General features: G+C 70.0%; 24 protein-coding genes. 7 read left to right on the top strand and 17 right to left on the bottom strand.

Annotation, left to right across the window (positions count from 1 at the left end):
- Window positions 1-26: 26 nt before the first annotated feature.
- The 9 genes from O7614_RS05305 to O7614_RS05265 all read right to left on the bottom strand — a co-directional run bounded on the left by O7614_RS05305 (window position 27) and on the right by O7614_RS05265 (window position 6,837).
- A complete protein-coding gene (locus O7614_RS05305; protein ID WP_278137373.1) occupies window positions 27-899 on the bottom strand; it encodes a PHP domain-containing protein in 873 nt (290 codons plus the stop codon).
- A 51-nt stretch (window positions 900-950) separates the two neighbouring features.
- The gene (locus O7614_RS05300) at window positions 951-2,126 is read right to left on the bottom strand and encodes a hypothetical protein (protein ID WP_278137372.1); all 1,176 of its coding nucleotides are present in this window, start codon (window positions 2,124-2,126) and stop codon (window positions 951-953) included.
- Between the two features lie 83 nt (window positions 2,127-2,209).
- On the bottom strand, window positions 2,210-2,998 hold the full coding sequence (locus O7614_RS05295) for a SigE family RNA polymerase sigma factor (protein ID WP_278137371.1): 789 nt from the start codon (window positions 2,996-2,998) through the stop codon (window positions 2,210-2,212).
- A 103-nt stretch (window positions 2,999-3,101) separates the two neighbouring features.
- Window positions 3,102-3,977, bottom strand: a complete 876-nt coding sequence (locus O7614_RS05290) for a PH domain-containing protein (protein ID WP_278137370.1) — start codon at window positions 3,975-3,977, stop codon at window positions 3,102-3,104.
- A gap of 6 nt (window positions 3,978-3,983) precedes the next feature.
- Window positions 3,984-4,142, bottom strand: coding sequence for a hypothetical protein (locus O7614_RS05285; RefSeq protein WP_007455302.1), 159 nt, complete (start codon window positions 4,140-4,142; stop codon window positions 3,984-3,986).
- A gap of 116 nt (window positions 4,143-4,258) precedes the next feature.
- Entirely contained in the window at window positions 4,259-4,936 is a 678-nt protein-coding gene (locus O7614_RS05280) for a DUF6758 family protein (protein WP_347404334.1), read from the bottom strand.
- An 81-nt stretch (window positions 4,937-5,017) separates the two neighbouring features.
- Complete coding sequence (locus O7614_RS05275) at window positions 5,018-5,641, bottom strand: RNA methyltransferase (protein ID WP_278142151.1); 624 nt, start codon at window positions 5,639-5,641, stop codon at window positions 5,018-5,020.
- A 52-nt stretch (window positions 5,642-5,693) separates the two neighbouring features.
- Window positions 5,694-6,209, bottom strand: a complete 516-nt coding sequence (locus tag O7614_RS05270; protein ID WP_278137368.1) for a hypothetical protein — start codon at window positions 6,207-6,209, stop codon at window positions 5,694-5,696.
- 112 nt (window positions 6,210-6,321) lie between these two features.
- Complete coding sequence (locus tag O7614_RS05265) at window positions 6,322-6,837, bottom strand: MaoC family dehydratase (RefSeq protein ID WP_278137367.1); 516 nt, start codon at window positions 6,835-6,837, stop codon at window positions 6,322-6,324.
- A 548-nt stretch (window positions 6,838-7,385) separates the two neighbouring features.
- Between O7614_RS05265 and trxA the strand changes: the two genes are divergently transcribed.
- From trxA to O7614_RS05250, 3 genes are all read left to right on the top strand, one after another.
- The gene (trxA, locus tag O7614_RS05260) at window positions 7,386-7,748 is read left to right on the top strand and encodes a thioredoxin (protein WP_030329190.1); all 363 of its coding nucleotides are present in this window, start codon (window positions 7,386-7,388) and stop codon (window positions 7,746-7,748) included.
- Between the two features lie 150 nt (window positions 7,749-7,898).
- Window positions 7,899-8,339 carry a hypothetical protein gene (locus O7614_RS05255; RefSeq protein WP_278137366.1) on the top strand — a complete coding sequence of 147 codons (441 nt, stop codon included), beginning with the start codon at window positions 7,899-7,901 and terminating at the stop codon, window positions 8,337-8,339.
- On the top strand, window positions 8,336-9,271 hold the full coding sequence (locus O7614_RS05250; protein WP_278137365.1) for an HTTM domain-containing protein: 936 nt from the start codon (window positions 8,336-8,338) through the stop codon (window positions 9,269-9,271). The genes O7614_RS05255 and O7614_RS05250 overlap by 4 nt, the downstream gene beginning before the upstream one ends.
- Here the strand turns inward: O7614_RS05250 and O7614_RS05245 are convergent.
- Window positions 9,235-9,654, bottom strand: a complete 420-nt coding sequence (locus O7614_RS05245; RefSeq protein ID WP_278137364.1) for a DUF393 domain-containing protein — start codon at window positions 9,652-9,654, stop codon at window positions 9,235-9,237. The two genes, O7614_RS05250 and O7614_RS05245, sit on opposite strands and share 37 nt — an antisense overlap.
- Window positions 9,655-9,747: 93 nt before the next feature.
- On the opposite strand from O7614_RS05245, the gene O7614_RS05240 reads away from it, so the two are divergent.
- Window positions 9,748-11,814: an intein-containing Rv2578c family radical SAM protein gene (locus O7614_RS05240; RefSeq protein WP_278137363.1), complete on the top strand. Its 2,067-nt coding sequence runs from the start codon at window positions 9,748-9,750 to the stop codon at window positions 11,812-11,814.
- A gap of 25 nt (window positions 11,815-11,839) precedes the next feature.
- A complete protein-coding gene (locus O7614_RS05235) occupies window positions 11,840-12,247 on the top strand; it encodes a CoA-binding protein (protein WP_278137362.1) in 408 nt (135 codons plus the stop codon).
- A 73-nt stretch (window positions 12,248-12,320) separates the two neighbouring features.
- Here the strand turns inward: O7614_RS05235 and O7614_RS05230 are convergent, their stop codons facing one another.
- From O7614_RS05230 to O7614_RS05210, 5 genes are all read right to left on the bottom strand, one after another.
- Window positions 12,321-12,749 carry a hypothetical protein gene (locus O7614_RS05230; protein ID WP_278137361.1) on the bottom strand — a complete coding sequence of 143 codons (429 nt, stop codon included), beginning with the start codon at window positions 12,747-12,749 and terminating at the stop codon, window positions 12,321-12,323.
- A complete protein-coding gene (locus O7614_RS05225; RefSeq protein ID WP_278137360.1) occupies window positions 12,740-16,258 on the bottom strand; it encodes an ALF repeat-containing protein in 3,519 nt (1,172 codons plus the stop codon). Before O7614_RS05225 ends, O7614_RS05230 begins: the two co-directional genes overlap by 10 nt.
- 239 nt (window positions 16,259-16,497) lie before the next feature.
- Window positions 16,498-16,974 (bottom strand): hypothetical protein, encoded by a 477-nt coding sequence (locus O7614_RS05220; RefSeq protein ID WP_278137359.1) that lies wholly within the window; start codon window positions 16,972-16,974, stop codon window positions 16,498-16,500.
- Between the two features lie 467 nt (window positions 16,975-17,441).
- The gene (locus O7614_RS05215) at window positions 17,442-17,603 is read right to left on the bottom strand and encodes a hypothetical protein (protein WP_278137358.1); all 162 of its coding nucleotides are present in this window, start codon (window positions 17,601-17,603) and stop codon (window positions 17,442-17,444) included.
- A gap of 271 nt (window positions 17,604-17,874) precedes the next feature.
- Window positions 17,875-19,071, bottom strand: coding sequence for an acyl-CoA dehydrogenase family protein (locus O7614_RS05210; protein WP_278137357.1), 1,197 nt, complete (start codon window positions 19,069-19,071; stop codon window positions 17,875-17,877).
- 177 nt (window positions 19,072-19,248) lie between these two features.
- On the opposite strand from O7614_RS05210, the gene O7614_RS05205 reads away from it, so the two are divergent.
- Window positions 19,249-19,788 (top strand): DUF4190 domain-containing protein, encoded by a 540-nt coding sequence (locus tag O7614_RS05205; protein ID WP_278137356.1) that lies wholly within the window; start codon window positions 19,249-19,251, stop codon window positions 19,786-19,788.
- Between the two features lie 20 nt (window positions 19,789-19,808).
- Here the strand turns inward: O7614_RS05205 and O7614_RS05200 are convergent, their stop codons facing one another.
- A complete protein-coding gene (locus O7614_RS05200) occupies window positions 19,809-20,714 on the bottom strand; it encodes an SDR family NAD(P)-dependent oxidoreductase (RefSeq protein ID WP_278137355.1) in 906 nt (301 codons plus the stop codon).
- A gap of 116 nt (window positions 20,715-20,830) precedes the next feature.
- On the opposite strand from O7614_RS05200, the gene O7614_RS05195 reads away from it, so the two are divergent.
- Window positions 20,831-21,361, top strand: a complete 531-nt coding sequence (locus tag O7614_RS05195) for a DUF4190 domain-containing protein (RefSeq protein ID WP_278137354.1) — start codon at window positions 20,831-20,833, stop codon at window positions 21,359-21,361.
- Window positions 21,362-21,437: 76 nt separating this feature from the next.
- Here the strand turns inward: O7614_RS05195 and O7614_RS05190 are convergent, their stop codons facing one another.
- Complete coding sequence (locus O7614_RS05190) at window positions 21,438-22,394, bottom strand: CoA ester lyase (RefSeq protein ID WP_278137353.1); 957 nt, start codon at window positions 22,392-22,394, stop codon at window positions 21,438-21,440.
- Between the last annotated feature and the right edge of the window lie 81 nt (window positions 22,395-22,475).

Raw genomic sequence — 22,475 nt, 5'->3', positions numbered from 1 at the left:
CGCGCCGAGATTCCCCGAAACGGGGATCAGCCGGAAGCGACCTCGGTCACCCCTTCGGCGACGATCCGCTCGTACGCGTCGATGCCGGTGGTGAACGCACCGAGTTGGACGGTCTTGTGGGTGCCGTGGAAATCCGAGGAGCCGGTGACGAGCAGGCCCAGGTCGGCGGCGAGCGCCCGGACGTGCGCCCGCTCGGCGGGGCTGTGGTCCTCGTGGTCGGCCTCGAGCCCGGCCAGCCCGGCGGCGGCCAACTCGGCGATCAACTCGTCGGGCACCACCCGGCCGCGGCGGGTGGCCCGGGGATGGGCGAAGACCGGCACGCCGCCGGCCGAGCGCACCAGCCGGACCGCGTGAAACACGTCGATGTCGTCCTTGGGGAGTCGGTACCGTTCGCCCAGCCAGTCCGGCCCGAACGCCTCCCGGGTGCTGCCGACCAGGCCGATCCGGATCAGCGCCTGGGCGATGTGCGGCCGACCCACCGTGCCGCCGCCCGCACCGGCCAGGATGTCCGGCCAGCTCACGTCGATGCCGTCGGCGCGCAACAGCGCGACGATCCGTTCGCCGCGATCTTCCCGGGCGGCCCGGACCCGGGCCAGCTCGGCCACCAGTTCCGGGTGGTCCGGGTCGAACAGGTACGCCAGCAGGTGCAGCGGCACCGCCGGGAATGTGCCGGACCAGCGACAGGAGAGTTCCGCACCCCGGATCAGGTGCAGTCCGGGCGGCAGCGCGCCGACGGCCGGCGCCCAGCCGGCGGTGGTGTCGTGGTCGGTGATCGCCAACACGTCCAGCCCTGCCGTGGCGGCAGCCCGGACCAGTTCGGCCGGGGTCAACGTGCCGTCGCTGGCCGTCGAGTGGGTGTGCAGGTCGATCCGCAGGGCGGCGCCGGTACGCGAGGTCACCTCATGACGCTACCGAGAGAGCACCCGGCCTGCCCCGCGGAGGTCGGTGGGTCAGAAGCTCTTCACCAGGACGGGTCGGTCCCCGGCCGGCACGTCGGGCACCGGCGTGGGAGCCGCCGGTTTCCCGGCCCGTACCCGGCCGACGTCGACCCGGACCAGGTCACCGCCGCCGTCGAGGTAGACGGCCTGGGTTTCGTTGCTCCAGACGATCGCACCGGTTATCGGCGGCCCGGCCGCAACGGCGGTCGGCGTCGGCCCGAGTCGTCGCAGGTCGACCAGAAGTGCCTGGTCGGTCTTGCCCACCCGGCCGTTCGCCAGCAGCCACCGCCCGTCGGCGGAGACCCCACCGATGCCGTCCTGGCTCAGGTCCGCACCACAGCCGGACTCCACCGGCTTCAGGTAACGCGTCGGGGCGAGTACGGCCAGGCAGGTCCCGCCGGGGTCGGTCGCGACGGTCTGACCGACCAGTCGCCCGTCGGGCAGCGCTCCGTAGACGTTGAGGGTCTGCCGGTCGACGGCCGCGGGCATCTGCCCGGTGCCCGGCCGCCAGAGGGTGTGACCGGCACTCTCGGGGTCGAGCCGGACCAGCACGCTGTCACCGACGAACCGGACGGGCTCGGCGGCTGCGGGCACCGGGGTGCGCGCCGCGCCGATGAGCTGGGCGCCGACCACCCCCGCCACGATCAGGTCGCTGCCGTCGCGCCAGGCGACCTGTCGACTGTCCGGTGCCAGGACGATCGGGCCTGCCCCGGCGAGCAGCACCTGCACCAGGCCGTCGTTCTGCACCACCCAGAGGGATCGGCCGGCGGTGGTCGGCGTGCTGACCACCAACCAACCGCCTCCGCCGGGCAGGAGCTGCGCGTGCTCGGCCGGCCCGATGTCGCGCAACACCAGCCGCTGCCCATCGGGGTTGACCAGCGTCTCGCTCACCACCAGGGAGGCGGACGTCCCGGGCGAGGTTTCGGCACCTGGAACGCTCGCCGTCGGGACCGGCCGGTTGGGCCGGTCCGGATCACCGATCACCGCGATCGGTGCGCCGTCCCGCCCGGTCCCCGCGCCGAGTTGAACCATGCCGGCGCCCAGCAGCACGGTGACGGCCGCCGCGAGCGCGAGCCCGGCACCTGTGCGCCGACGCCGGATCCGGTTCGCGCGTCGAATCGCCTGGCCAGCGGGGTCGGCGCTCAGCGGGCGGGCAAGGGCCACCTGGTGCGAGAGACTCTCCCGCACCGCACCTTCCAGCTCGTCTGGCCGCACCTCGTATGAACGCCTCGGCCCGGCCCGCAGGTTGTCGGGTCGGCCTGGCGATCCGCTCACTGCTGCTCCCCGGAGCCGGTGCCGACGGGCACGGCCGCCGGGGCGGTGGGCAACACGACCTGCGGGACGACCGGGCGGGGTGTGGCCGGGCGGGGTGTGGCCGGGCGGGGTGTGGCCGGGCGGGGTGCTACCCGGCCGGTCGTCTGCCGGGGGCGGGGCGTCGCACTGGTGGCCGGGAGCCGCCCGTCTGGGACGCCCGAGCCGGCTGGCCGAACGGCACCGGATGCGGTCGGCCGACCGGCAGCAGCCGCCGACCGACCGGCGGCGCCGGCTGCGGCGGGGAGGTCGGCTGCGTCGGCTCCCATCCGCCGACGCAGCGTGGCCAGGGCTCGGGACGTCTGGCTCTTCACCGTGCCCGGTGAGATGTCCAGCATCGCGGCGGTCTGCGCCTCCGACATGTCCTCGTAGTAGCGCAACACCAACACCGCCCGCTGCCGGTTGGGCAACTGCCGCAGATGCCGCCAGAGCAGGTCACGGTCGAGCTGCTGCTCGATCTCGTCGATCCCGGCCCGTTCGGGCAGCACCTCGGTCGGGCGTTCACCATGCCAGCGCCGCCGCCACCAGCTCGTGGATGTGTTGACCATCACACGTCGGGCGTACGGTTCGACGGCCTCGATTCCGCCGAGCCGCTTCCACGCCAGGTAGGTCTTGGTCAGCGCCGTCTGGAGCAGATCCTCCGCCGTGGCCCAGTCGCCGGTGAGCAGATAAGCGGTGCGTAGGAGCGCGGCGGAGCGGGCCGCGACGAACTCGCGGAACTGCTCCTCCAACGAGTCCCTGCTCGTCACCGCCCACCTCCACACCCCGGTCGTCCTGGCAGAGTGCCACGTCAGAGGCGTTCCGGTCCATGACGAAAGGTGCGCACTTACTCCGATGTTCGGTCGAAAACCTTCACGCCCCGTCGTCGGCCTTGGCTTCGTCGGCTTCCTTGCCGAGCCGCGCCTCGACTGCCTGCGGCTCGTACATCTCCTCGACGACGCGCAGGTAGAGCTCGTTCGGGTTGGGTAGGTTCTTGATCTCGCGGAGCGCCTGCTCCTGGCCGGCGGACTCCAACACGAAGGTGCCGTAGTTGAGCGCTCGCCCGGTCGGGGTCTGCTCGTACTTCATGTCGGTGACCCGGACCAGCGGCATCATCGCGACCCGACGGGTGATGATGCCGTTGACCACCATGACCCGCTTGTTGGTCAAGATAAAACGGTCATACCACCAGTCCGCGACCTTCCACGCCACCCAGCCCATCACGGCGAACCAGAGCAGCACGGCGATGGTGGTCAGCGCCCCCACGTTCTGCCCGGCGAGGAAGCCGGAGAGGTAGCCGAGCACGAAGGTCGCCGCGATGCCGATCAACAGCGGGGTGGTGAGGTGGATCCAGTGCCGCTTCCACTCACCCCGGTAGCGTTCGGTAGGGAAGAGGTAGCGGGCGACCAGCGAACTCGGCTCGTCCTCCAGGGGTAGCACCCGCCGGGGAGTCGCTCCGGTCGCGTCGGCGCGCAACCCGGCCAGCTCGTCCTCGGAGATCTGCGGCGGCTGGTAGCCAGCCTCCGGATCACGGATCCACGCCCGACCGGAACGACCCTGGCCGGCATAGCCGGGCCCGTCGCCATAGCCGACGTCGTCCGAAAGGGACGGACCGTCGGACAGGCTCGGCCCGGCCCCGTAGCCCGGGCCGTCATCGGGCCCGATCCGCGGGATCGGCTCGGTGTCGCGCTCGCGGCGCTCCCGGTCGGGGTCGTCCGGGTCGAAGGGTGGACCGGAGGGGCTACCCATCGGCGGCTAGGCGACGAGACTGGTGAAGAAGTCGCCGAACCCCTGCGCAATATCCATGATCCCGCCGCCGAGCGACTTGAAGACATCAGCCGCAGAGTTTGGCCGGTAGGCGACGAAGAAGATCAAGAATGCGATTCCGGCCCAGGTGAGGACCTTCTTGACCATGGCGGGCCATCCTCTCGCGCGGCGCCGGGTCCCATTACCGCAGCGGCACCCAGAGTATCAGTGTGGTGTCGTACAGTGAATATCTGCGTCCGTTCTCCGTCAAACCGGGAGACTTGTCAAGGCCTCCCGGGTAAGTACGGGGACGGTGCGCCGTACACGAGCTCGGGCGGAGTCCACTCGGTCAGGTCGTGCAGCACGACGTCTTCCGCGAGCAGGTGACCCGCACTCGCCGGCCAGGCTATCGCATGGAGCCACATTCCCCGAGCCTCGCCTGCGTACGCGCTTCGATCTGTCGGAGAATTCACCAACCACAGTGGAGTGGGGTGCCCGGCGACTCTGATCTTGGCCTGCCCGACGTGGTCGGGATGACCTGGCCCCGGGTCGGTCAACGCGTCGGCCAACTCCGGTCCCGGGTCCGGCCCGGCCAGTCCGGCGAGCCGGGTGCCCAGCCCGACGCCCGGCTCCTCGGCCACGAAGACCAGGTCGGCCGGGCCACCGCCGAGGGGTGCCGGGCCCGCGCAGGCCACCGCTGTCGCCCGCACTCCCGTCCGGTCGTCCCCGGCGTACGCCACGCCGGTGAGCGTCCAGCCCGGTGGCAACGGCCAGGGGCACCACAGCGGCGTTCCCGGCGGATCCGCGGTCGCGGTGATCCGTTCCACCACGCTCGCCACGATGTCCGCTCCGATGTGCTCGGGCACGTGCAGCGGCGGCACGGGGCCGCAGCGCACGCATCTCGAGTCGGTGTGCATCAGATCCGGCGCCCGTACCGGGCCCCCGCATCTCGGACAACTCACCGCGACACTCACATCCCCACCGTCACCCCATACCGATGGCACGTCAAGCGGGAACGTCCAATTCGGCGTCCGGGGCGCGGTTCAGTCCGGCGGCGGCCCGGCGTGCGCGCGAATCCAGGCGTGCATGGCGATACCGCTGGCCACACCGGCGTTGATCGACCTCGTCGAGCCGTACTGGGCGATGGAGTAGAGCTGGTCGCACGCCGCTCGGGCCGGCGCGGAGAGCCCGGGCCCCTCCTGGCCGAACAGCAGGACGCAGTCCCGGGGAAGAGCGCCGGTCTCCAGCGGACGCGACCCGGGCAGGTTGTCGATGCCGAACACCGGAAGTCGACGCTCGGCGGCCCAGGCCACGAACTCCTCGATCGTCTCGTGGTGCCGCACGTGCTGGTAGCGATCGGTCACCATCGCGCCACGCCGGTTCCACCGTCGCCGCCCGACGATGTGCACCTCGGCGGCGTTGAACGCGTTGGCGTTGCGGACCACCGTGCCAATGTTGAAGTCGTGCTGCCAGTTCTCGATGGCGACGTGGAAACCGTGCCGGCGCTGGTCCAGGTCGGCGACGATCGCCTCGCGCCGCCAGTAGCGGTAGCGGTCGACGACGTTGCGCCGGTCCCCCTCGGCCAGCAACTGCCTGTCGTAACGCGGGTCGTCCGGCGGGTCCCCCGGCCAGGGGCCCACACCCACCTCAAGCTGGTCTTCGGTCACGGTCATCAGAGGGTACGGACCACGTCGGCGCCCGCCGCGACGACCTGCCGGATCAGCACAGCCCAAGCGCGGCGCCGAGCCGCTTCAGGAAGCGCCGGTCCGCCGGGGTGGCCAGGTGGTCCACCCGACCTTCGCCGGGGTTGGGCACCGCGCGGCACACCCGGGCCGCTACCGACTGCACCCACTGGCGGTACGCGGCCGAGTCGGCAGGGTCGGCGCGCCGGCGTAGGACCCGGTTCGCCGCCCGGCAGCCGGCCAACAGGTCCACCAGATCGGTGAGCTGCTCGGTGGGCTGCGGGGTGGCGTCGTGCCGGGCGTAGATCGCGGCGACCACCGCACGGACGAGATCGCTGTCGAAGGCTCGGCCTGCGGCCACGGCGTCCAGACCGGCGAGGCCGGCCATGACCCCCCGTTCGGCGCGCCCCGGTCCCGAGGTGGCGGCGGCGACGAGAACCCGACCGGGAAGGCTGGTGAGCAGGTCCCACTCGGCGGCGGAATAGGCAGCCGTGGTCGACGACGCGGCTCGGCGGCCGGCAGAGGACGGCTCTCCGGCAACGGAGTGGCTCATCGGAACCTCCGGCGTCAGCATATGCCCCGAGAACGGGAGAAGGGCCCCTTCCGCGGCAAACGCGCTGCGGGAAGGGGCCCGGCGTCCGAGGGCGGTCAGCCCGCCGCGCCGCTCACCGTGGCTCGGGGAAGCTGGGCCGCTCGGGATCCACCCCGTCGGGGACGGCGGCGGCCGCGTACTCCCGCTTGGGGACCATGACCTTGCGCCGGAAGACGCAGACCATGGTGCCGTCCTGGTTGTAGCCGCGGGTCTCCACCGACACCACCCCACGGTCGGGCTTGGAGCCGGACTCGCGCTTGTCCAGCACCGTTGTCTCGCCGTAGATGGTGTCGCCGTGGAAGGTCGGCGCTACGTGCCGCAGCGACTCGACCTCCAGGTTGGCGATGGCCTTTCCACTCACGTCGGGCACCGACATGCCGAGCAGCAGGGAGTAGATGTAGTTGCCGACCACCACGTTGCGCTTGAACTGGCTGGCCGTCTCGGCGTAGTGCGCGTCCATGTGCAGCGGGTGGTGGTTCATGGTGAGCAGGCAGAAGAGGTGGTCGTCGTACTCGGTGACGGTCTTGCCCGGCCAGTGCCGGTAGACCGCGCCGACCTCGAACTCCTCGTAGTAGCGGCCGAACTGCATCCTGGTCCCCTCCGACGGGCGGCGATGGAGTTCGGCACAGCATGCCTTACCGAAGGTTAAGGCAACCGGCGGGGCGCATCGGCGGTGGAAAAGTCACACCGGTCACTGACACCCGGGGGGAGACGCAATGAGCGGCGGGGCCCTCCCCGGCACCCGCCGCCCACGCTCTGATGCCGAGAAGTCTGCCCTACGACAGCGTAGGTTCGACAGAGATCGGCGTCACATTTATCTTTTTGTAACACTACTCAGGGTGACGGTTCGGCGGTTGATCAGCGATCTCCGCAGGCCGGATACCTCCTTGTCACAGGCCAAGTTACCGATTCGTACAGCTCAATCGGGTGGATCTCCTTGGAAACGCTCCCATTACCGCAGGTCACGCAAGTGCGTCGTGCATTTGCGTTCCGCAGGTCCGGAAGAAACAGACGTGAGTCGATGACCCCGGGCGCCCTGGCTGGACCGGCACGTTTCGTGACCCACCCCCCGGGAATTCGATACGGTCAGCCCTGGTTCTACGGGTCGTAGACAAACCGCGGTGATCGGAGAGTGCAATGGCAACCGTTGAGCTGACCTCGGCGAACTTCGACGAGGTGACCGGCAACGACGGCATCGTCCTGGTCGACTTCTGGGCCGACTGGTGTGGTCCGTGCAAGCGGTTCGCCCCGGTCTACGAGCGCTCCTCGGAGAAGCACCAGAACATCGTGTTCGGCAAGGTCGACACCGAGGCCCAGCAGGAGTTGGGCGCCAAGTTCGACATCCGGTCGATCCCCACGATCATGGCGATCCGCGACGGCGTCATCGTCTTCGCCCAGCCGGGCGCCCTCCCCGAGTCGGCGCTGGAGAACCTGATCGAGCAGGTCGAGGCACTGGACATGGACGACGTCCGCAAGCAGCTGGCCGAGCACAACCACTGAGTCGTCCGAACGACACGAAAGGCCGGGCCCGGTGCGGGCCCGGCCTTCGTCGTACCCGGGCAAGGCCTGCATGATCACCTGCCCGGGCAGGCCGAACTGACCGTCGGTGGGACCCGACCCGGCCGGTACATCCCGTATCGTCACGACCCGATGGAGACCCTGAGCACCCGCGGGCGCGTGACCCGGCTCGGCGCGACCGCACTCGGCCTCGCCCTGCTACTGGTCGGCACCTTCTGGGGCAGCGACGACGACTTCCCGTTCGGCCCGTTCCGGATGTACTCCACCTCCAACCCGCCGAACGCACCCGCCCCCGACACCCGCGTCGAGGGAGTCAACAGCGCCGGGACGGTGATCGACCTCGACCAGGACGCGACCGGCATCCGCCGCGCCGAGATCGAGGGTCAGCAGGCGCGATACGCCGCCGACCCGACGCTGCTCACCGAGGTCGCCGACGCGTACGCCGAACGCCACCCGGACGCCCCCGCGCTGGTCGAGGTCCGCATCGTCATCCGCTGGCACGGCATCCGCGCCGGTCGGCCGACCGGGCAGCACACCGACCAGACCGTCGTCAGCTGGCAGGCGCCCCGATGACCCGCTGGCTGACCGAGGCCGTCCCCCGAGGTCGGGTGGCCGCGTTCCGGACCCTGATCTACCTCTTCGTCGCCGCCGACCTGGTGGTCTTCACCCCCTGGGTGCGCACCCGCGTCAGCGTGCCCGGCGACCTTTACCAGCCGTTGCTGATCGGCCGCGCGCTCCCCCTGCCGACGCCGACCGAGACGCTGGTGACGGTGATCTTCTGGTCGTTGCTGGCGCTCGCACTCCTCGCCGCGACCGGACGCGCACCCCGTCTGCTCGGCTGGACGGTCTGCGCGCTGTACCTGGAGTGGATGATCATCGCGATGAGCTACGGGAAGGTCGACCACGACCGGTTCGGACTGCTCATCGCGCTGGCCGTGCTGCCCACCGCCGGCCGGGCCCGGCACGGCGACACCACCCGCACCGAGGCCGGCGGCTGGGCCCTACGAGTCACCCAGATCGCGGTGATCTGCACGTACTTCCTGGCCGCCTTCGCCAAGCTGCGCTTCGGCGGCCTGGACTGGCTGACCGGCTCGGTGCTGGCCCGCGCGATCATCCGGCGCGGCACCGACCTGGCCGACCTCATCGCCCAGGTGCCGTACCTGCTGATCGTCGCCCAGTTCGGCATCGTGGCGTTCGAACTGCTCAGCCCGGTCGTCTTCTTCCTGCCACCCCGCTGGCGACTCGCCATGGTCGGCTTCTTCTACTCGTTCCACGCGGTCACCATCGCGACCATCACCATCTCGTTCGCGCCGCACCTGGCCGCGATGACCAGCTTCCTGCCGCTGGAACGGGTCCGCCCGCTGGTCTGGGCCCGCCGGCTCGTCGGCCGCGGCCCCACCGCGCCCACGTCGACACCACCTGACCAGCCCCCGATCGATGCCCGTGCGGACTCGTCGCCGCTCGGCGATCAGGCCCCGGCGGTCGGGCGTCCAGCCGGGCCGTAGAGCCGTTCGCGGGCTTCCTGCGGCAGGGAACAGGCCGCCGTGCCGCCGGGCAGGCGGTGCCGGTTGCGCGCCACCCAGCGGTACACCGGCCAGGCCGCGACGCGTACCGGCGGGAACCGCAGGCCGGCGCCGGCCACCCGCCAGACCGGGCCGCTGCCGGCGAGCAGCTGCGCGATGGCATCCGGCCCGGCGGCGCGTACGCCGTCCGCACCGACCCACTGCACGGCCTCCTCGCACTCGGCCACGGTGAGGCCGAGCACGTCCAGGTCGGCGAACTGCCAGGGCACCACGCGCGCCGTGGTGGGGATCCGGCGTTCGACGAACTCCGCACAGGTCGTGCAGAACGCGCAGTCACCGTCGTAGACGAAGGTCGACGTCTCCATGGCGTCCATCCTCCCCCGTCGGCACCGCCGAGCACTCACGGGTGTCCGGCGGGTCACTTGCGCGCTGCTCGTACACGTGTTCGAATAGTGCCCATGCGCTGGGACAACCTCACCGCTCCCCCGGTCGAGGGAGACCCCGAGCGGGCAGCGCCAGCGACGCCACCCCTGCCGCTGGCGCTGCCCGGCGCCGTCGCCCGCACCTTCGACACTCCCGAGTTCGCCGGGATGACCTTCTACGAGGTGCAGGCCAAGTCCATCCTCAACCGGGTGCCCGGGCAGTCCCGCGTGCCCTTCGGGTGGACCATCAACCCGTACCGGGGATGCAGTCATGCGTGTGTTTACTGCATGGCCGGTGACACCCCGATCCTGATGGCGGACGGGCGCACGAAGCCGATCAGCGAGTTGGAGCCCGGCGACCGCATCTATGGCACCGAGCGCCGCGGTGCCTACCGCCGGTATGTGGTCACCACCGTCCTCGACAAGTGGTCCACCGTGAAGCCCGCATACCGAGTCACATTGGCGGACGGCACCACGCTCATCGCCAGCGGCGACCACCGGTTCCTCTCGGACCGTGGCTGGAAGTACGTCACCGGTGCCATGCAGGGCAGCGGCAAACGCCCCTACCTGACAACGAACAACCGCCTCATCGGAACGGGCCGTTTCGCGGCCGGGCCCAAGGAGTCACTCGACTACCGCCGGGGCTACCTCTGCGGGATGGTGCGGGGCGACGCCCACCTCCGCACCTTCTCGTACTCCTACGGGGTGGTGCACCGGTTCCGTCTGGCGCTGATCGATGACGAGGCGTTGAGCAGGAGTGAGCGCTACCTCGCCCAGGAGGGCATCGAGACGAGCCGCTTCGCGTTCACACCGGCCAGCGCCACACGCCGAGCCCTGTCGGCCATCCGCACCTCCAAGCAGCGGGACATCGAGAGGATCACCGGGCTGATCCAGTGGCCGGTCAGTCCCAGCGACGAGTGGCGGCTCGGCTTCCTGGCAGGCATCTTCGACGCCGAGGGCAGTTGCAGCCGGGGAATCCTGCGCATCAGTAACAGCGACGACGCGATCCTCGACCAGACGACGGCCGCGCTTCGACGGTTCGGGTTCTCGTACGTCCGAGAGGATCCCGGCCGCCCCAACCGGGTGCGGCAGATCAGGCTGACCGGAGGTCTCACCGCCCGGCTCCGGTTCTTTCACCTGACCGACCCGGCGATCAGCAGGAAGCGCTCGATCGAGGGCGCCGCACTGAAGTGCATGGCGGACCTCAGGGTTGTCGACATCCAGGCGCTCGGGCTGGAGTTGCCGCTCTGGGACATCACCACCGGCACCGGCGACTTCATCGCCAACGGGGTGGTCAGCCACAACTGCTTCGCCCGCAACACGCACACCTACCTCGATCTCGACGCCGGTGCGGACTTCGACCGGAAGGTGATCGTCAAGGTCAACGCCGGTGAGCTGGTACGGCGGGAGCTGGCCGCGCCGAAGTGGCGGGGCGCGCACGTGGCGATGGGCACCAACGTCGACTGCTACCAGCGGGCCGAGGGCCGCTACCGGTTGATGCCGCAGATCATCGCGGCCCTACGGGACTTCGCCAACCCGTTCTCGATCCTGACCAAGGGCACGCTGATCCTGCGCGACCTGCCGTTGCTACGTCAGGCCGCCGAGGTCACCAGTGTGGGCATCTCGTTCTCCGTGGGGTTCGTCGACGAACAGCTCTGGCGTTCCGTCGAGCCGGGCACACCACACCCACGCCGCCGGTTGGACGCGGTTCGGGCACTCACCGACGCCGGCTTCTCCGTCGGGGTGCTGATGGCCCCGATCCTGCCCGGCCTCAGCGACGACGACGCGTCGATCGACGCCACCGTGTCGGCGATCGCCGCAGCCGGGGCGACCAGCGTGACCGCACTACCCCTGCACCTGCGTCCCGGCGCCCGGGAGTGGTACGCGCCCTGGCTCGCCCGGGAACACCCACACCTGGTGCCCCGCTACCGCGAGCTGTACCGGGCCGGTGCGTACGCCCCGCAGGCGTACCAGCGGGAGGTGACCGCACGGGTGCGGATCGCCGCCCGCCGACACGGCATGCACCAGGGCGAGCGCGGCGACAACCGCAACCTGCCCGAGCCACCACCACCACCGTCGGCGGAGCAACTGACTCTGCTGTAATCGGGCTCGGAGCTACAGTCGGCGGGTGCGTACCGCTCAGCAGATCCTCGCCGACTCCGCCGTGATCGCCGTCGTGGGCGCGTCCCGCGACCCGTTGAAGGCCGCGCACGCCGTGCCGTTGCAGATGCAGCGTTACGGCTGGCGCATCATCCCGGTCAACCCGACTGTCGACGAACTGTTCGGGGAACGCGCGTACCCGACGCTGGCCGACATCCCGCACCCGGTCGACCTGGTGGACGTGTTCCGGCCGGCGGCCGACGCCGTCCAGGTGGTCCGGGACGCGGCGGCGATCGGCGCCCCGGCGGTCTGGCTGCAACTGGGCATCGTCTCGGCCGAGGCGCGGCGGATCGCCGAGGAGACCGGCATGGAGTACGTCGAGGACCGCTGCCTCATCGTGGAACGGGCCGCCGCCCAGCTCACCCGGCTCGGCTGACCCCGGCATCCCGGAACGTCGATCCGCGCTCCCCGACCAACAGAGGTCGGTCGGGGAGCGCGGCTCTCCGCTCTCAGTGGTGACCACCCACCTGGTCCCGCTCCGGGTCGTACGGCTGACGCACGATGAACGCGACCAAGAGTTGCATCGGCAGGAAGTACGCCAACTGTCGCGGCTCGGGCGTGCACACCGACGGCAGACTGCAGAGCAGCACGGCCGCCAGTCGGAACCAGACAGGTTTCGCGTCGCGGAAGAGGAAGAGGATCCCGAGCGCGACAGCGAAGGGGATCACCGACACGGGCACGATGTATGCGGCGGCCAGCACGACCTCCACCACGAACGCCCCGAAGGATGGCTGATTCGCCACCACGAGGTACCCGACGACACTGCCGATCGCGATCAGCGCGCCATACACCGCGGTGTAGATCAGGACGAAGCCGGGCAGCGGCAGCGCTTTGAGCCGCTGCCCGGCATTCTGGTTAGGCTCCACGGTCAACGGCACATCGACAGAGCCGGGTTGATCTGGCAGAGCTCCTTCTGCAGGAGGTAGTACTCCAACGCGAAGTCCCGGGATTGACCGTCGACCCAGGTCTGCTTGCGGTTCTCGGTCAGATCCCACAGCTGTAGCTGAGGCCCGCCGGGGCCTGCATGGGACGAGTTCGCGAGCAGTGACCCGCTGTTGCTGTTGTTCTTGAACTGGACCGCCTCGAAGTCCGGGTACGGATCACCATCGATCTTGACCACTGTCACTCCAGATTCGATCTTGATGCTGATCTTTTGGTTGATGGTTGGCAACCCGGGAATCGAGGATTGAGCCTCGACGGCGAAATCCAGCCGCCCCGCCCCTGAGCCGAGAATATCGAGGTTGTTGCCCTGCCCGATCAACCGGGGCGGTGAACAATACCCGACCTTGAAGCAGCTCGGGGAGGCCGTGATGCTCACCGTTCCCGTCTCCGTGTTCCACGCGACCGCAACGCGGTAGCCCGCCTGGGAGTCTTCCGAGAAAGACCGGCCATCGCCCTTGCCACAGGGCAGGACCGCAGTCGGCGGGCAGTAGAAGTACTTATCGCTGATGAAGAGCCGGAAGACGATGATGCCGTTGCCCGGTGCGGTAGCGAGAGTGGACTCGGTACCGCGCACCTGGCCGTAGGCCTCCCGCCCAAAAAAGATCTCCTGCGGCCCACCGGCCCGCTGCGCCTCCGCCTCGGCCCGCACCTTCTCCATCGCGGTCACCAGCGCCTCCTGCGAGGCCTGCGCGGCGGCGACCGCGTCAGCACCCGCCGCGAGCGCCGACTCTCGTGCCCTGGCGGCCGACGTCTGCGCCCAGTTCGCCGACGAACGGGCCTTACGAGCCGAGTCAGCAGCCCGCGACGCCGAGGCATTTGCCGCCTGAGCCGCCTGGACAGCCCGGTTGGCAGCGTTACGGGCAACCAGCGCGGAGGCTGCGGCCTGATCGGCCGACACCCTTGCCTCCAGAGCTGACTGCGCCGCCTGCGCCGCGTAGCCGGCCGCCTCCTCGGCCAGGCGGACGGCACGCTCGGCGTGCCCCTGCGCCTCGCTCGCGGCTGCCCGCGCCCGCGCCGCCACCTCGGCAGCGCGTGCCGCGTCAACCTGCGCCTTCGCGGCGTACTCGGCGCTCCGGGCGACGTAGCCCTTGATCGTGGCGGCGTGCACCGCGGCGTCGTGATCCCGCTGCGCCGCCTTGTACTGCCCCACCTGGACGAAGTCACGGGCGAAAGCACGCGGACCCGCCAGCGCGATGCGGGCTGCGGCGACAACCTCGGGGCCGGCCCCGTTCATGATGCCAGCGATCGCCACTCGATCGTCCTGAGCCGCCGCGAGGTACTGACCCGTGCGGAGGAAATCGTGCGCGTTCTGCGGTGTGCCATTGAGCGCGACCTGCGCCGCCGCGTCGGTCGCCGGGCCACCGGCGTCCATGACCGCGGCGATCGCGATCCGGTCGTCCTGCACCTTGCCGTCGTAAGCAGGGAACTTGAGGAATGCGACGACATCGGCGTGTGTCCCGTCGAGCGCGACCTCGATGGCGACCTTCAGATTGGGCTTGCTCGTGGTTGTCGCCATCTCGGAGACACGGTCGCGATCGTCCTGCTCGGCGGCGGTTAACCGCACGGTCGCCAGCCAACTCCGCACGCCTGCCTCATCACTGGCAAGGGCGGCCTGGGCAGCCGCGCGGCTCCACGAGGAGCCGGACCGACTCACGTTCAGGGCAGCGGCTCGACCCTTCGACAGCACCACGGCGGTGGGGGCACCCGGGGCTGCCGCCTCCACGAGCAGTTGCCGGGTCGCAGTGTCCACCCGGTCCGCCTCCGGCGCATCCGGGAGCGGAGGCATCGGCTGGTCGTCCTCCGCGATCCGGAGTTCCGCGGCCTCCGCGACAGCCTGCTCGGTCTCGAAGGTGAGCCGGTCGGCCTCACCTGCCCTGGCCGTACGGTCGACCAGGTCTGCCTGCTGAGCCGCCGACGTGGCCATGTCCGCTGCGACCTGCGCGGCTGCTGCGTGCCTTGTCGACTCGGCCGCTGCCGTGGCAGCGTCACCGGCGTGCTCCGCCGCCAGGTCCGCAGCGGCGGCGGCGGCACGGGCGTGCTGGGCGGCGTCCCTTGCCAGCCGGAGAGCCTGCCCGGCAGCGGCCGACGCCTGCGCTGCGAGCGACTCAGCCCTCGTGGCGGCCCGTTCGGCTGCCAGAGCCAGCGCCACCGCGCGGTTCGCCTCACGACGGGCCCTGGCGGCCTCGCTCTCGGCGACGTTGGCCTGACTACCCGCGCTTTGGGCTGCGGCAGCTGCTGCCCGAGCATTGCCCACCGCGCTGCGGGCCGCACTGGCGGCCGCCTTCGCCTCGTCGGCCGCCGCCATGACCTTGGGCATGGAGGCGACGATGTCGTCGATCAGGCGTGCCGAATCCCGGGCCGTCTCGGCGGCCTTGCGCGCGGCGCTCGCCTTGGTGGCGTCGGTCGCGGCATCCGCAGCCGCCTTGTACGCCTGCGCGGCCGCATTGCCCGCGAGCGCGGCCGCCGAAGCCGCCCGGGACGCCGCGTTGGCGGCATTACGGGCTGCCTGGTTCGCGGCGTTCGCGGCTCCGATCGCATCCTGTGCGGCGTCGGCCGCGCGGGCCGCAGCGTCGGCCGCACGACCAGCGGCAGCAGCCGCCTTGACCGCCGAATCCTTGGCAGCCGCAGTCTCGGCCGCCGCAGTCTCCGCTGCCTCCTTGGCCAGCTGAGCCGCGGTCACCGCCCGTTCGGACGCCTCCTCAGCAGCCTTGGTCTCCTTGGCGGCGAGTGCCTGCGACTGCCGGGCGATCTCGGTCAGCTGCGCGACCGTCATGACTTCCTGATCACGGGCACGCGCCACATGCTGCCCGCGATCAAGCCACTCCTGTACGTCCAGGTCGGTTCCGGAGAGGGCGACCTGTGCCGTTCGGCGCACCTCCGCGCCGCCGACCGACATGATCGTCGCAATCTCGATCCGATTGTCTTGGGTCCTCGCCACGAAGGCGCCGTTGCGCAGGAATTCCGCGACGGCGGCGTCGCCACCGTTCAGAGCGGTCTGGCCCGCCTTCTTGGTCGCCGGACCGCCGATGGCGATGAGCGACGCAACTCGGATCCGTCGGTCCTGCACGGCGGGCGCCTGCCACCCGTTCGACAGGAAGGCCCGCAAGTCAGTCGGGGAGCCGCCCAGTGCTGGTCGGGCTGCTGCCGTCATCGCGGGCCCGCTGGTCGACATCAGCTGGGCCACCCGGACGCGGTCGTCCTGGATCAGGGTCTCCTGCTGGCCGGTAGACAGGAATTCCTGCAACCGCTCGTCGGAGCCGAGCAACGCCGCTTCGGCCGCTCGGGCGGTGGCCGGGCCCGCAGACGAGGACATCGCAACGACACCGGATCGGTCGGTCACGAGGCCGGGAACGGGATCTTGCGCCACGGCAGGCGTAGCCGAGATGAAGGGTGCCCCGACCGCCACGATGACCGACAGCGCGCCGGCGGCGAGACGTTGCCTCATTCGCCGGGCAGTCGGCGGTGGATAACGCTTCGAATGAAGCTCGCCAGATAAATAAGGGGTAGACGACATGCGTCTATTTGTTCACGAGGGCCGAATTAGCGAGACCCCGGCTGCAGTGACGTCCGTCACACATTAATTATTCATGGGCGCAACCAATGGTGAGGGCTTAACGCAGCCCTCACCATTGGTTATTCTGATCGCGCCACGTTGCGTCAACGCCGCCGAAAAGCAGGCACCTCTCAGGCCGGCGGCGTCGCCCGGATTTCGAGAAGTACGCCGAAGTCCGGATCGCCGATGCCGACCGACTCGACCTGGTTCTCCCGGATGTTGATCGTCTCTTCCGTGCCGTTGGCGGCAACCTTCGCCGCCACTCGCTGGTCGCCGGAGTGGATCAAAAACACACCGTCCAGGCGAAGGCTCAACCAGCCCGTGTCCCCCTTCACCAGGAAGCAGAAATCAGTGCGCAGAAGGCTTTCCACCCGGATCAGTTCCGGGTTGGTCGTGCAGTCGACGAGGGTGATCCGACCATCGCCCTTGATGAGCTCGATGTCGCGGGCCTGCTCGATGGCTGCGGCACCCGGATAGGAGAAGTCCTCCACGAGCGAAGGCATCTCTTCCGCCGCATTGGCCGGCCCTATCGACAGCGCCACCGGAACAGCGACCGCTGCCGTGACTCCCAGTGCCGCCAAGGCGGCGGGAATGACTCTCTTACCCATGACTTCTCCTTCTCTGGTCGGTCGCCACCTGGCGCGACCGTCATCGGAACGAACGTCAGGCCGACCGCATCCAGTCAGGCGACCGCACTGCCGTTATGGCATTCCACTCACCGCAATAGTGCTGCGACCTGGCACCCATCTCAGGCCAGGCTCGGCGGACATCGAGGCCCCACTGTTCCACGGCCAGGGGGATTCGAGGAACCCCGTCGCAGCGGCGTCCTTTTCGGACTGGTCACCATCGGCCAGAACCCCGTCCAGAACGCGGAGGAAGGCGAGCCGCTCACCTTCGGCTACTTCGTCGACCCGCTCGGCGAGGACTTCGGCGAGGCGTGGCAGGCGCAGCAGCAAAGACGGATCGTCGACCTCGGCGCCGGCGGTCGGGGCCCACCGCCGAGCGTCCGCCCCGTCCGGCGAAGCCAGCACGGCACTCGCCACCACGAGGGCTGGCCACCACCGGGGAAGCGCCATCACTTCCCCGCCCAAGCGTCGCGCACGTGGATGAGCACGGCCCGCGCGGTGGCTTCCTTCGCCAACTCGGCCAGCCGGCCGACGGTGAAGATCTCGCCGCCACGCAACGCGACGTGCTGACCGAGCTCGAGGAACTCGCGACCGCCAACCGTGGCGGGCACCGGCGCCTCCAGCAGGACACCGAACAACACCGCCCCGGTTGCAGGAATGATCGCCTGCACACCCGAGGCGCGACGAGAGGGCTGGCCCCCGGAACTGCGGGCAGCCAAAAGGAAGCGCCACGATACCCCCGTAGTACGTAGCAAGTCTTCGTGTAGCCGTTGATTAACCCTAGGCAGCCGCAGCCGATCCCATGCGCCCGCTGAATGTGACACATGTCACTACCTCGATGTTGGCGTGCCACCTCGCTTCACGCGGCATCGATCTCAACACCTAGAGCTTGTACTCCTTGAGGAGGCCGCGGGAGATGATGGTCTTCTGGATCTCCGAGGTGCCCTCGCCGATGAGCAGGAACGGGGCCTCCCGCATCAGCCGCTCGATCTCGTACTCCTTGGAGTAGCCGTAGCCACCGTGGATGCGGAACGCCTCCTGGACGACCTCGGCGCAGTATTCCGAGGCGAGCAGCTTGGCCATCCCGGCCTCGACGTCGTTGCGCTGGCCGGCGTCCTTGAGGCGTGCGGCGTTGACCATGAGGGCGTGCGCGGCCTCGATCTTCGTGCCCATCTCGGCGAGCTTGAAGGCGATCGCCTGGTGCCTGGCGAGCGGCTGGCCGAACGTCTTGCGCTGCTGGGCGTAGCTGACCGCCAACTCGAAGGCGCGGATGGAGATGCCGCAGGCGCGGGCGGCCACGTTGACCCGGCCCACCTCGATGCCGTCCATCATCTGGTAGAAACCTCGGCCCACCTGGTCGGTGCCGCCGAGGATCGAGGAGCCGGGCACGGTCACCCCGTCGAGGACCATCTCGGTGGTCTCGACGCCCTTGTAGCCCATTTTCTCGATCTTGCCGGGGATGGTGAGGCCGGGGGCGGTCTCGCCGAAGCCCGGCTCTTTCTCCAGCAGGAAGGTGCTCATGTTGCCGTACACCGAGTCGGCGCCGGTGTCGGTCTTGACCAGGGTGGCCACCACCGAGGAGTACGCCCCGTTGGTCAGCCACATCTTCTGCCCGTTGAGCACGTAGTTGTCGCCGTCGCGTACGGCCCTTGACTTGATCGCGGAGACGTCGGAGCCGGTCTCCGGCTCGGACATCGAGAACGCGCCCCGGACCTCGCCGGTGGCCATCTTCGGCAGCAGGCGGGCCTTCTGCTCGGCGGAGCCGTGCTGGGAGATCAGGTACGCCACGATGAAGTGGGTGTTGACGATGCCGGAGATCGACATCCAGCCCCGGGACAGTTGCTCGACCACCAGCGCGTAGGTCAGCAGGGACTCACCCAGGCCGCCGAACTCCTCGTCGATGGTAAGGCCGAACAGCCCCATCTCGCGCATCCCGTCGAGGATGTCGGTGGGGTATTCGTCGGCGTGTTCCAGCCGCTGCGCGTGCGGGATGATCTCCTTGTCGGCGAAGTCCCGAACGGTCTCCAGGATCGACTGTTGCACATCGGTCAGGCCGGGCGTCTGGGCGAGTCGAGCCATCTCAGCCTCCGGGGATCCGCGCACTACTCGTGGGTAACTGAACGCTGGGTCAGTATCGGTCTCCGGGCCGCAGGAGGCCAAGGTGACCAGTCCACACAACCGCTGTGAAAAGGTTCACCGCTGCGGGTAGCGTCCGGCAAGAGGGACTTTTCCGGCACCGGCAGGAGGAGGACAGCCGTGAGCTACCCGCCGCCGTCGGGACCACCATCAGACGAGCAGCCACCGTCACCCTACGAGCCACCCCGGGACCAGTCGCCGTACGCGCCGCCGCCAGCCGGGCAGCCGCCGTATGCGCCGCCGCCGGACCAGCCGGCGTACGAGCTACCGGCGGAACGCTCACCGTACGGGCCACCGGCGGACGAACCGTCGCCGTACGCGCAGCAGGGCCCGCAGCAGTCGGCGCACTGGAGTCAGCAGCCGCCGTACCCCCCGCAGGGCCCCTACGGTCAGTACGGCCCACCGCCCGGCGGCCCGGGTCGGGGCACCAACGTGCTCGCGATCCTGTCGCTGGTGTTCGCCTTCGTGTTCCCGCCGGCCGGCGCCGTCCTCGGCCACCTGGCGAAGCGGCAGATCCGGACCACTGGCGAGGACGGCGACCAACTCGCCACCTGGGGGTTGATCCTCGGCTACGTCTTCACCGGGCTCACCGTGCTGGCCTGCTGCGGCTGGCTGGCGCTGGTGGCCTTCGCCAACACCGGCGACAGCAACGGCTACTGACAGACGGGCCAGCGGCGCGGTCAGCGGAAACGGGCCTCACGGACGCTGTTGCCGCCATCCACCACCAGCATCTGACCCGTGATGTACGAGGCGGCCGGCGAGCAGAGGAAGCTGATCGCCGCGGCAACCTCGTCCGGAGTGCCCGGTCGGCCCACCGGAGTGCCCAACCCCTGCTTGATCTCGGCCATCGTGGACGCGGCGGTGTAGATCGTGCCCGGTGCGACCGCGTTCACCGTCACACCGTCGGCGATCATCTCCATGGCGAGCGCCCGGGTCAGCCCGACGACTCCGGCCTTCGCCGCGGCGTACGCGGCCTCGGTGGGCAGTGCGTTGACCGGGCCGGCCGTGGCGGCGAGGTTGACGATCCGCCCCCAGCCCCGCTCGGCCATCCCCCCGATGAAGGCGCGACTGCACAGGAACGCGGTGGACAGGTTGCGGTCGATCTCACCACGCCACTCGTCGTAGGTCAGCTGCGCGACCGGCCGCAGCACTCCCTGGCTGGCCCGGCTGGCCAGGCCGGCGTTGTTGACCAGCACCTCGACGTCGCCCAACTGCTCGGCGACCGCGTCGGCGAGCGCGCCGACCTCCGACTCGTCGGTCAGATCCGCGACGAAGCCGGTCACCCCCAGCTCACCGGCCCGCTCGTGGATGCGCCGGGTGGTGGAGACGATGGCCACCCGAGCGCCCAGGTCGGCGAGTCGGCGCGCGGTGGCGTACCCGATGCCGTCCGGGCTGCCCGCCCCGGTCACCAGGGCGACCCGTCCGTCGAGCCGCATGGTCACCGGGTCGGCGAGCGCGACCGGCTCGTCGGGGCCGGGGCTGCCCGCCGGTGTGGCCGCGCGGGCACGTCGAGCACCGCCGGGACGGCTGACGTCCCGTCTGGTTCGGCTGCCGGAGCGGTCCGCGGCGCGCGCGTCGAATGCCATGCCAGGATCCTGCCCGCTAGAACCGGCCCGGGCAACGCGGCACCCGGTAGCGGGGGCGTCGGGTTTGGGCGCTGCTGGCTACCCTGATGCCGCACCCGACCTGACGGAGAGTTCGTATGACCAATCCCCCGCCGCCCGGCGGCTGGAGCGACCCCACGTGGTCGGCTCAGCCGTCGAGCCCCGCACCGGACCCGACCCCGGTGGCCGGTCAACCGGTACCCACCCAACCCGGCCCCACCAACCCGTACGCGCCCACCGACCCGTACGCGCCGGGCGACCCGTACACGGGTGCGACGGTGCCGCCGGGGCAGCCGGTGGGGATGTACGCGCCGCCCGGCTACCCCCCGCACCCCGGTTACGGCTACCCGGCACCGCAGAAGACCAACGGGCTGGCCATCGCGTCGCTGGTGCTGGCCCTGGCCGGCCTCACCACCTGCGGCGTCACCGCGCCGATCGGGGCGATCCTCGGCCACGTGGCGCAGAAGCAGATCCGGGTCAGCGGCGAGGGCGGTGAGGGAATGGCGAAGGCCGGCATCATCGTCGGCTGGATCATCACCGCGCTGATGGTGCTGGGCATCGCCCTCTACGCCGCCGCCATCATCTTCGCGATCACGACGAGCAACGGCAGCGGTAGCGGCAGCTACTGAAGCGGCGGCCGGGTCGGCGTACCACCGGTCGCGGACCGGATCGACGGCCGTACGGCGGTCGACCCGGCCCGGCCGGTCACTGCTCCGGCGGGGTGAACGAGGAGGTACGGCTCATTCCGGCGGCCCGGCCCTTCGCGGAGATGACAAGCGCCATCTTGCGGGACGCCTCGTCGATCATCTCGTCGCCGAGCATCACGGCACCGAGCCGGCCACCGGCCTCCGAGGTGTAGTGCTCGTACGCGTCGAGGATCAGCTCGGCGTGGTCGTAGTCGGCCTGCGCCGGCTGGTAGACCTCGTTGGCGGCGTCGATCTGACCCGGGTGCAGCACCCACTTGCCGTCGAAGCCCAGCGCCGCCGAGCGCTTGGCCACCTCGCGGAACCCGTCGACGTCCCGGATCTGCAGGAAGGGGCCGTCGATGGCCTGCTTGTCGTGCATCCGGGCGGCCATCAGGATCCGCATGAGAATGTAGTGGTACGGGTCGCCCGGGTAGTCCGGGATCAAGCCGCCGACCACCATCGACTTCATGTTGATCGACGCCATGAAGTCGGCCGGGCCGAAGATGATGGTCTCCACGCGCGGCGAGGCGGCGGCGATCGCGTCCACGTTGACCAGTCCGGCGGCGTTCTCGATCTGCGCCTCGATGCCGATCCGACCGACCTCCAGGCCGATCGTCTTCTCGATCTGGGTGAGCGTCAGGTCCAGCCACTGCACCTGGGCGGGGGTCTGCACCTTCGGCAGCATGATGCAGTCCAGGTTGGCGCCGGCGCCCTCCACGACCTCGATGACGTCCCGGTAGGTCCACGGGGTGGTCAGGTCGTTGACCCGGACCACCCGGGCCTTGCCGGCCCAGTCACCCTCGTTGAGCGCGGCGACGATGTTCTTGCGCGCGTCCGGCTTGGCCAGCGGGGCGACGGCGTCCTCCAGGTCGAGGAAGACCTGGTCGGCCGGAAGGCCCTGCGCCTTGCCGAGCATCTTGACGCTGGAGCCCGGTACGGCGAGGCAGGACCTGCGGGGGCGACCGACTACGGCCATGGATGCGCTCCTTCCAGCGTCCGGCGGGCATGCCGACGCCACCTGACGACAGATCCGTGAACTTAACGATCCCAAAGGGCG

It is taken from the genome of Micromonospora sp. WMMD961, from assembly GCF_029626145.1.
In the GTDB taxonomy this organism is placed as follows: Bacteria; Actinomycetota; Actinomycetes; order Mycobacteriales; family Micromonosporaceae; genus Micromonospora.
The sequence above is the reverse complement of the archived record's forward strand: the minus strand, read 5'-3'. Positions and strand labels throughout refer to the sequence as shown.

Excerpts from the sequence above, each read along its gene's own strand:
- O7614_RS05285 (WP_007455302.1), bottom strand. The coding sequence starts at position 4,142 with ATGGTCAAGAAGGTCCTCACCTGGGCCGGAATCGCATTCTTGATCTTC.
- O7614_RS05255 (WP_278137366.1), top strand. The coding sequence starts at position 7,899 with ATGGAGACCCTGAGCACCCGCGGGCGCGTGACCCGGCTCGGCGCGACC.
- O7614_RS05200 (WP_278137355.1), bottom strand. The coding sequence starts at position 20,714 with ATGGCATTCGACGCGCGCGCCGCGGACCGCTCCGGCAGCCGAACCAGA.
- O7614_RS05195 (WP_278137354.1), top strand. The coding sequence starts at position 20,831 with ATGACCAATCCCCCGCCGCCCGGCGGCTGGAGCGACCCCACGTGGTCG.
- O7614_RS05240 (WP_278137363.1), top strand. The coding sequence starts at position 9,748 with ATGCGCTGGGACAACCTCACCGCTCCCCCGGTCGAGGGAGACCCCGAG.
- trxA (WP_030329190.1), top strand. The coding sequence starts at position 7,386 with ATGGCAACCGTTGAGCTGACCTCGGCGAACTTCGACGAGGTGACCGGC.
- O7614_RS05190 (WP_278137353.1), bottom strand. The coding sequence starts at position 22,394 with ATGGCCGTAGTCGGTCGCCCCCGCAGGTCCTGCCTCGCCGTACCGGGC.
- O7614_RS05210 (WP_278137357.1), bottom strand. The coding sequence starts at position 19,071 with ATGGCTCGACTCGCCCAGACGCCCGGCCTGACCGATGTGCAACAGTCG.
- O7614_RS05220 (WP_278137359.1), bottom strand. The coding sequence starts at position 16,974 with ATGGGTAAGAGAGTCATTCCCGCCGCCTTGGCGGCACTGGGAGTCACG.
- O7614_RS05290 (WP_278137370.1), bottom strand. The coding sequence starts at position 3,977 with ATGGGTAGCCCCTCCGGTCCACCCTTCGACCCGGACGACCCCGACCGG.
- O7614_RS05225 (WP_278137360.1), bottom strand. The coding sequence starts at position 16,258 with ATGAGGCAACGTCTCGCCGCCGGCGCGCTGTCGGTCATCGTGGCGGTC.
- O7614_RS05245 (WP_278137364.1), bottom strand. The coding sequence starts at position 9,654 with ATGGAGACGTCGACCTTCGTCTACGACGGTGACTGCGCGTTCTGCACG.
- O7614_RS05265 (WP_278137367.1), bottom strand. The coding sequence starts at position 6,837 with ATGCAGTTCGGCCGCTACTACGAGGAGTTCGAGGTCGGCGCGGTCTAC.
- O7614_RS05270 (WP_278137368.1), bottom strand. The coding sequence starts at position 6,209 with ATGAGCCACTCCGTTGCCGGAGAGCCGTCCTCTGCCGGCCGCCGAGCC.
- O7614_RS05250 (WP_278137365.1), top strand. The coding sequence starts at position 8,336 with ATGACCCGCTGGCTGACCGAGGCCGTCCCCCGAGGTCGGGTGGCCGCG.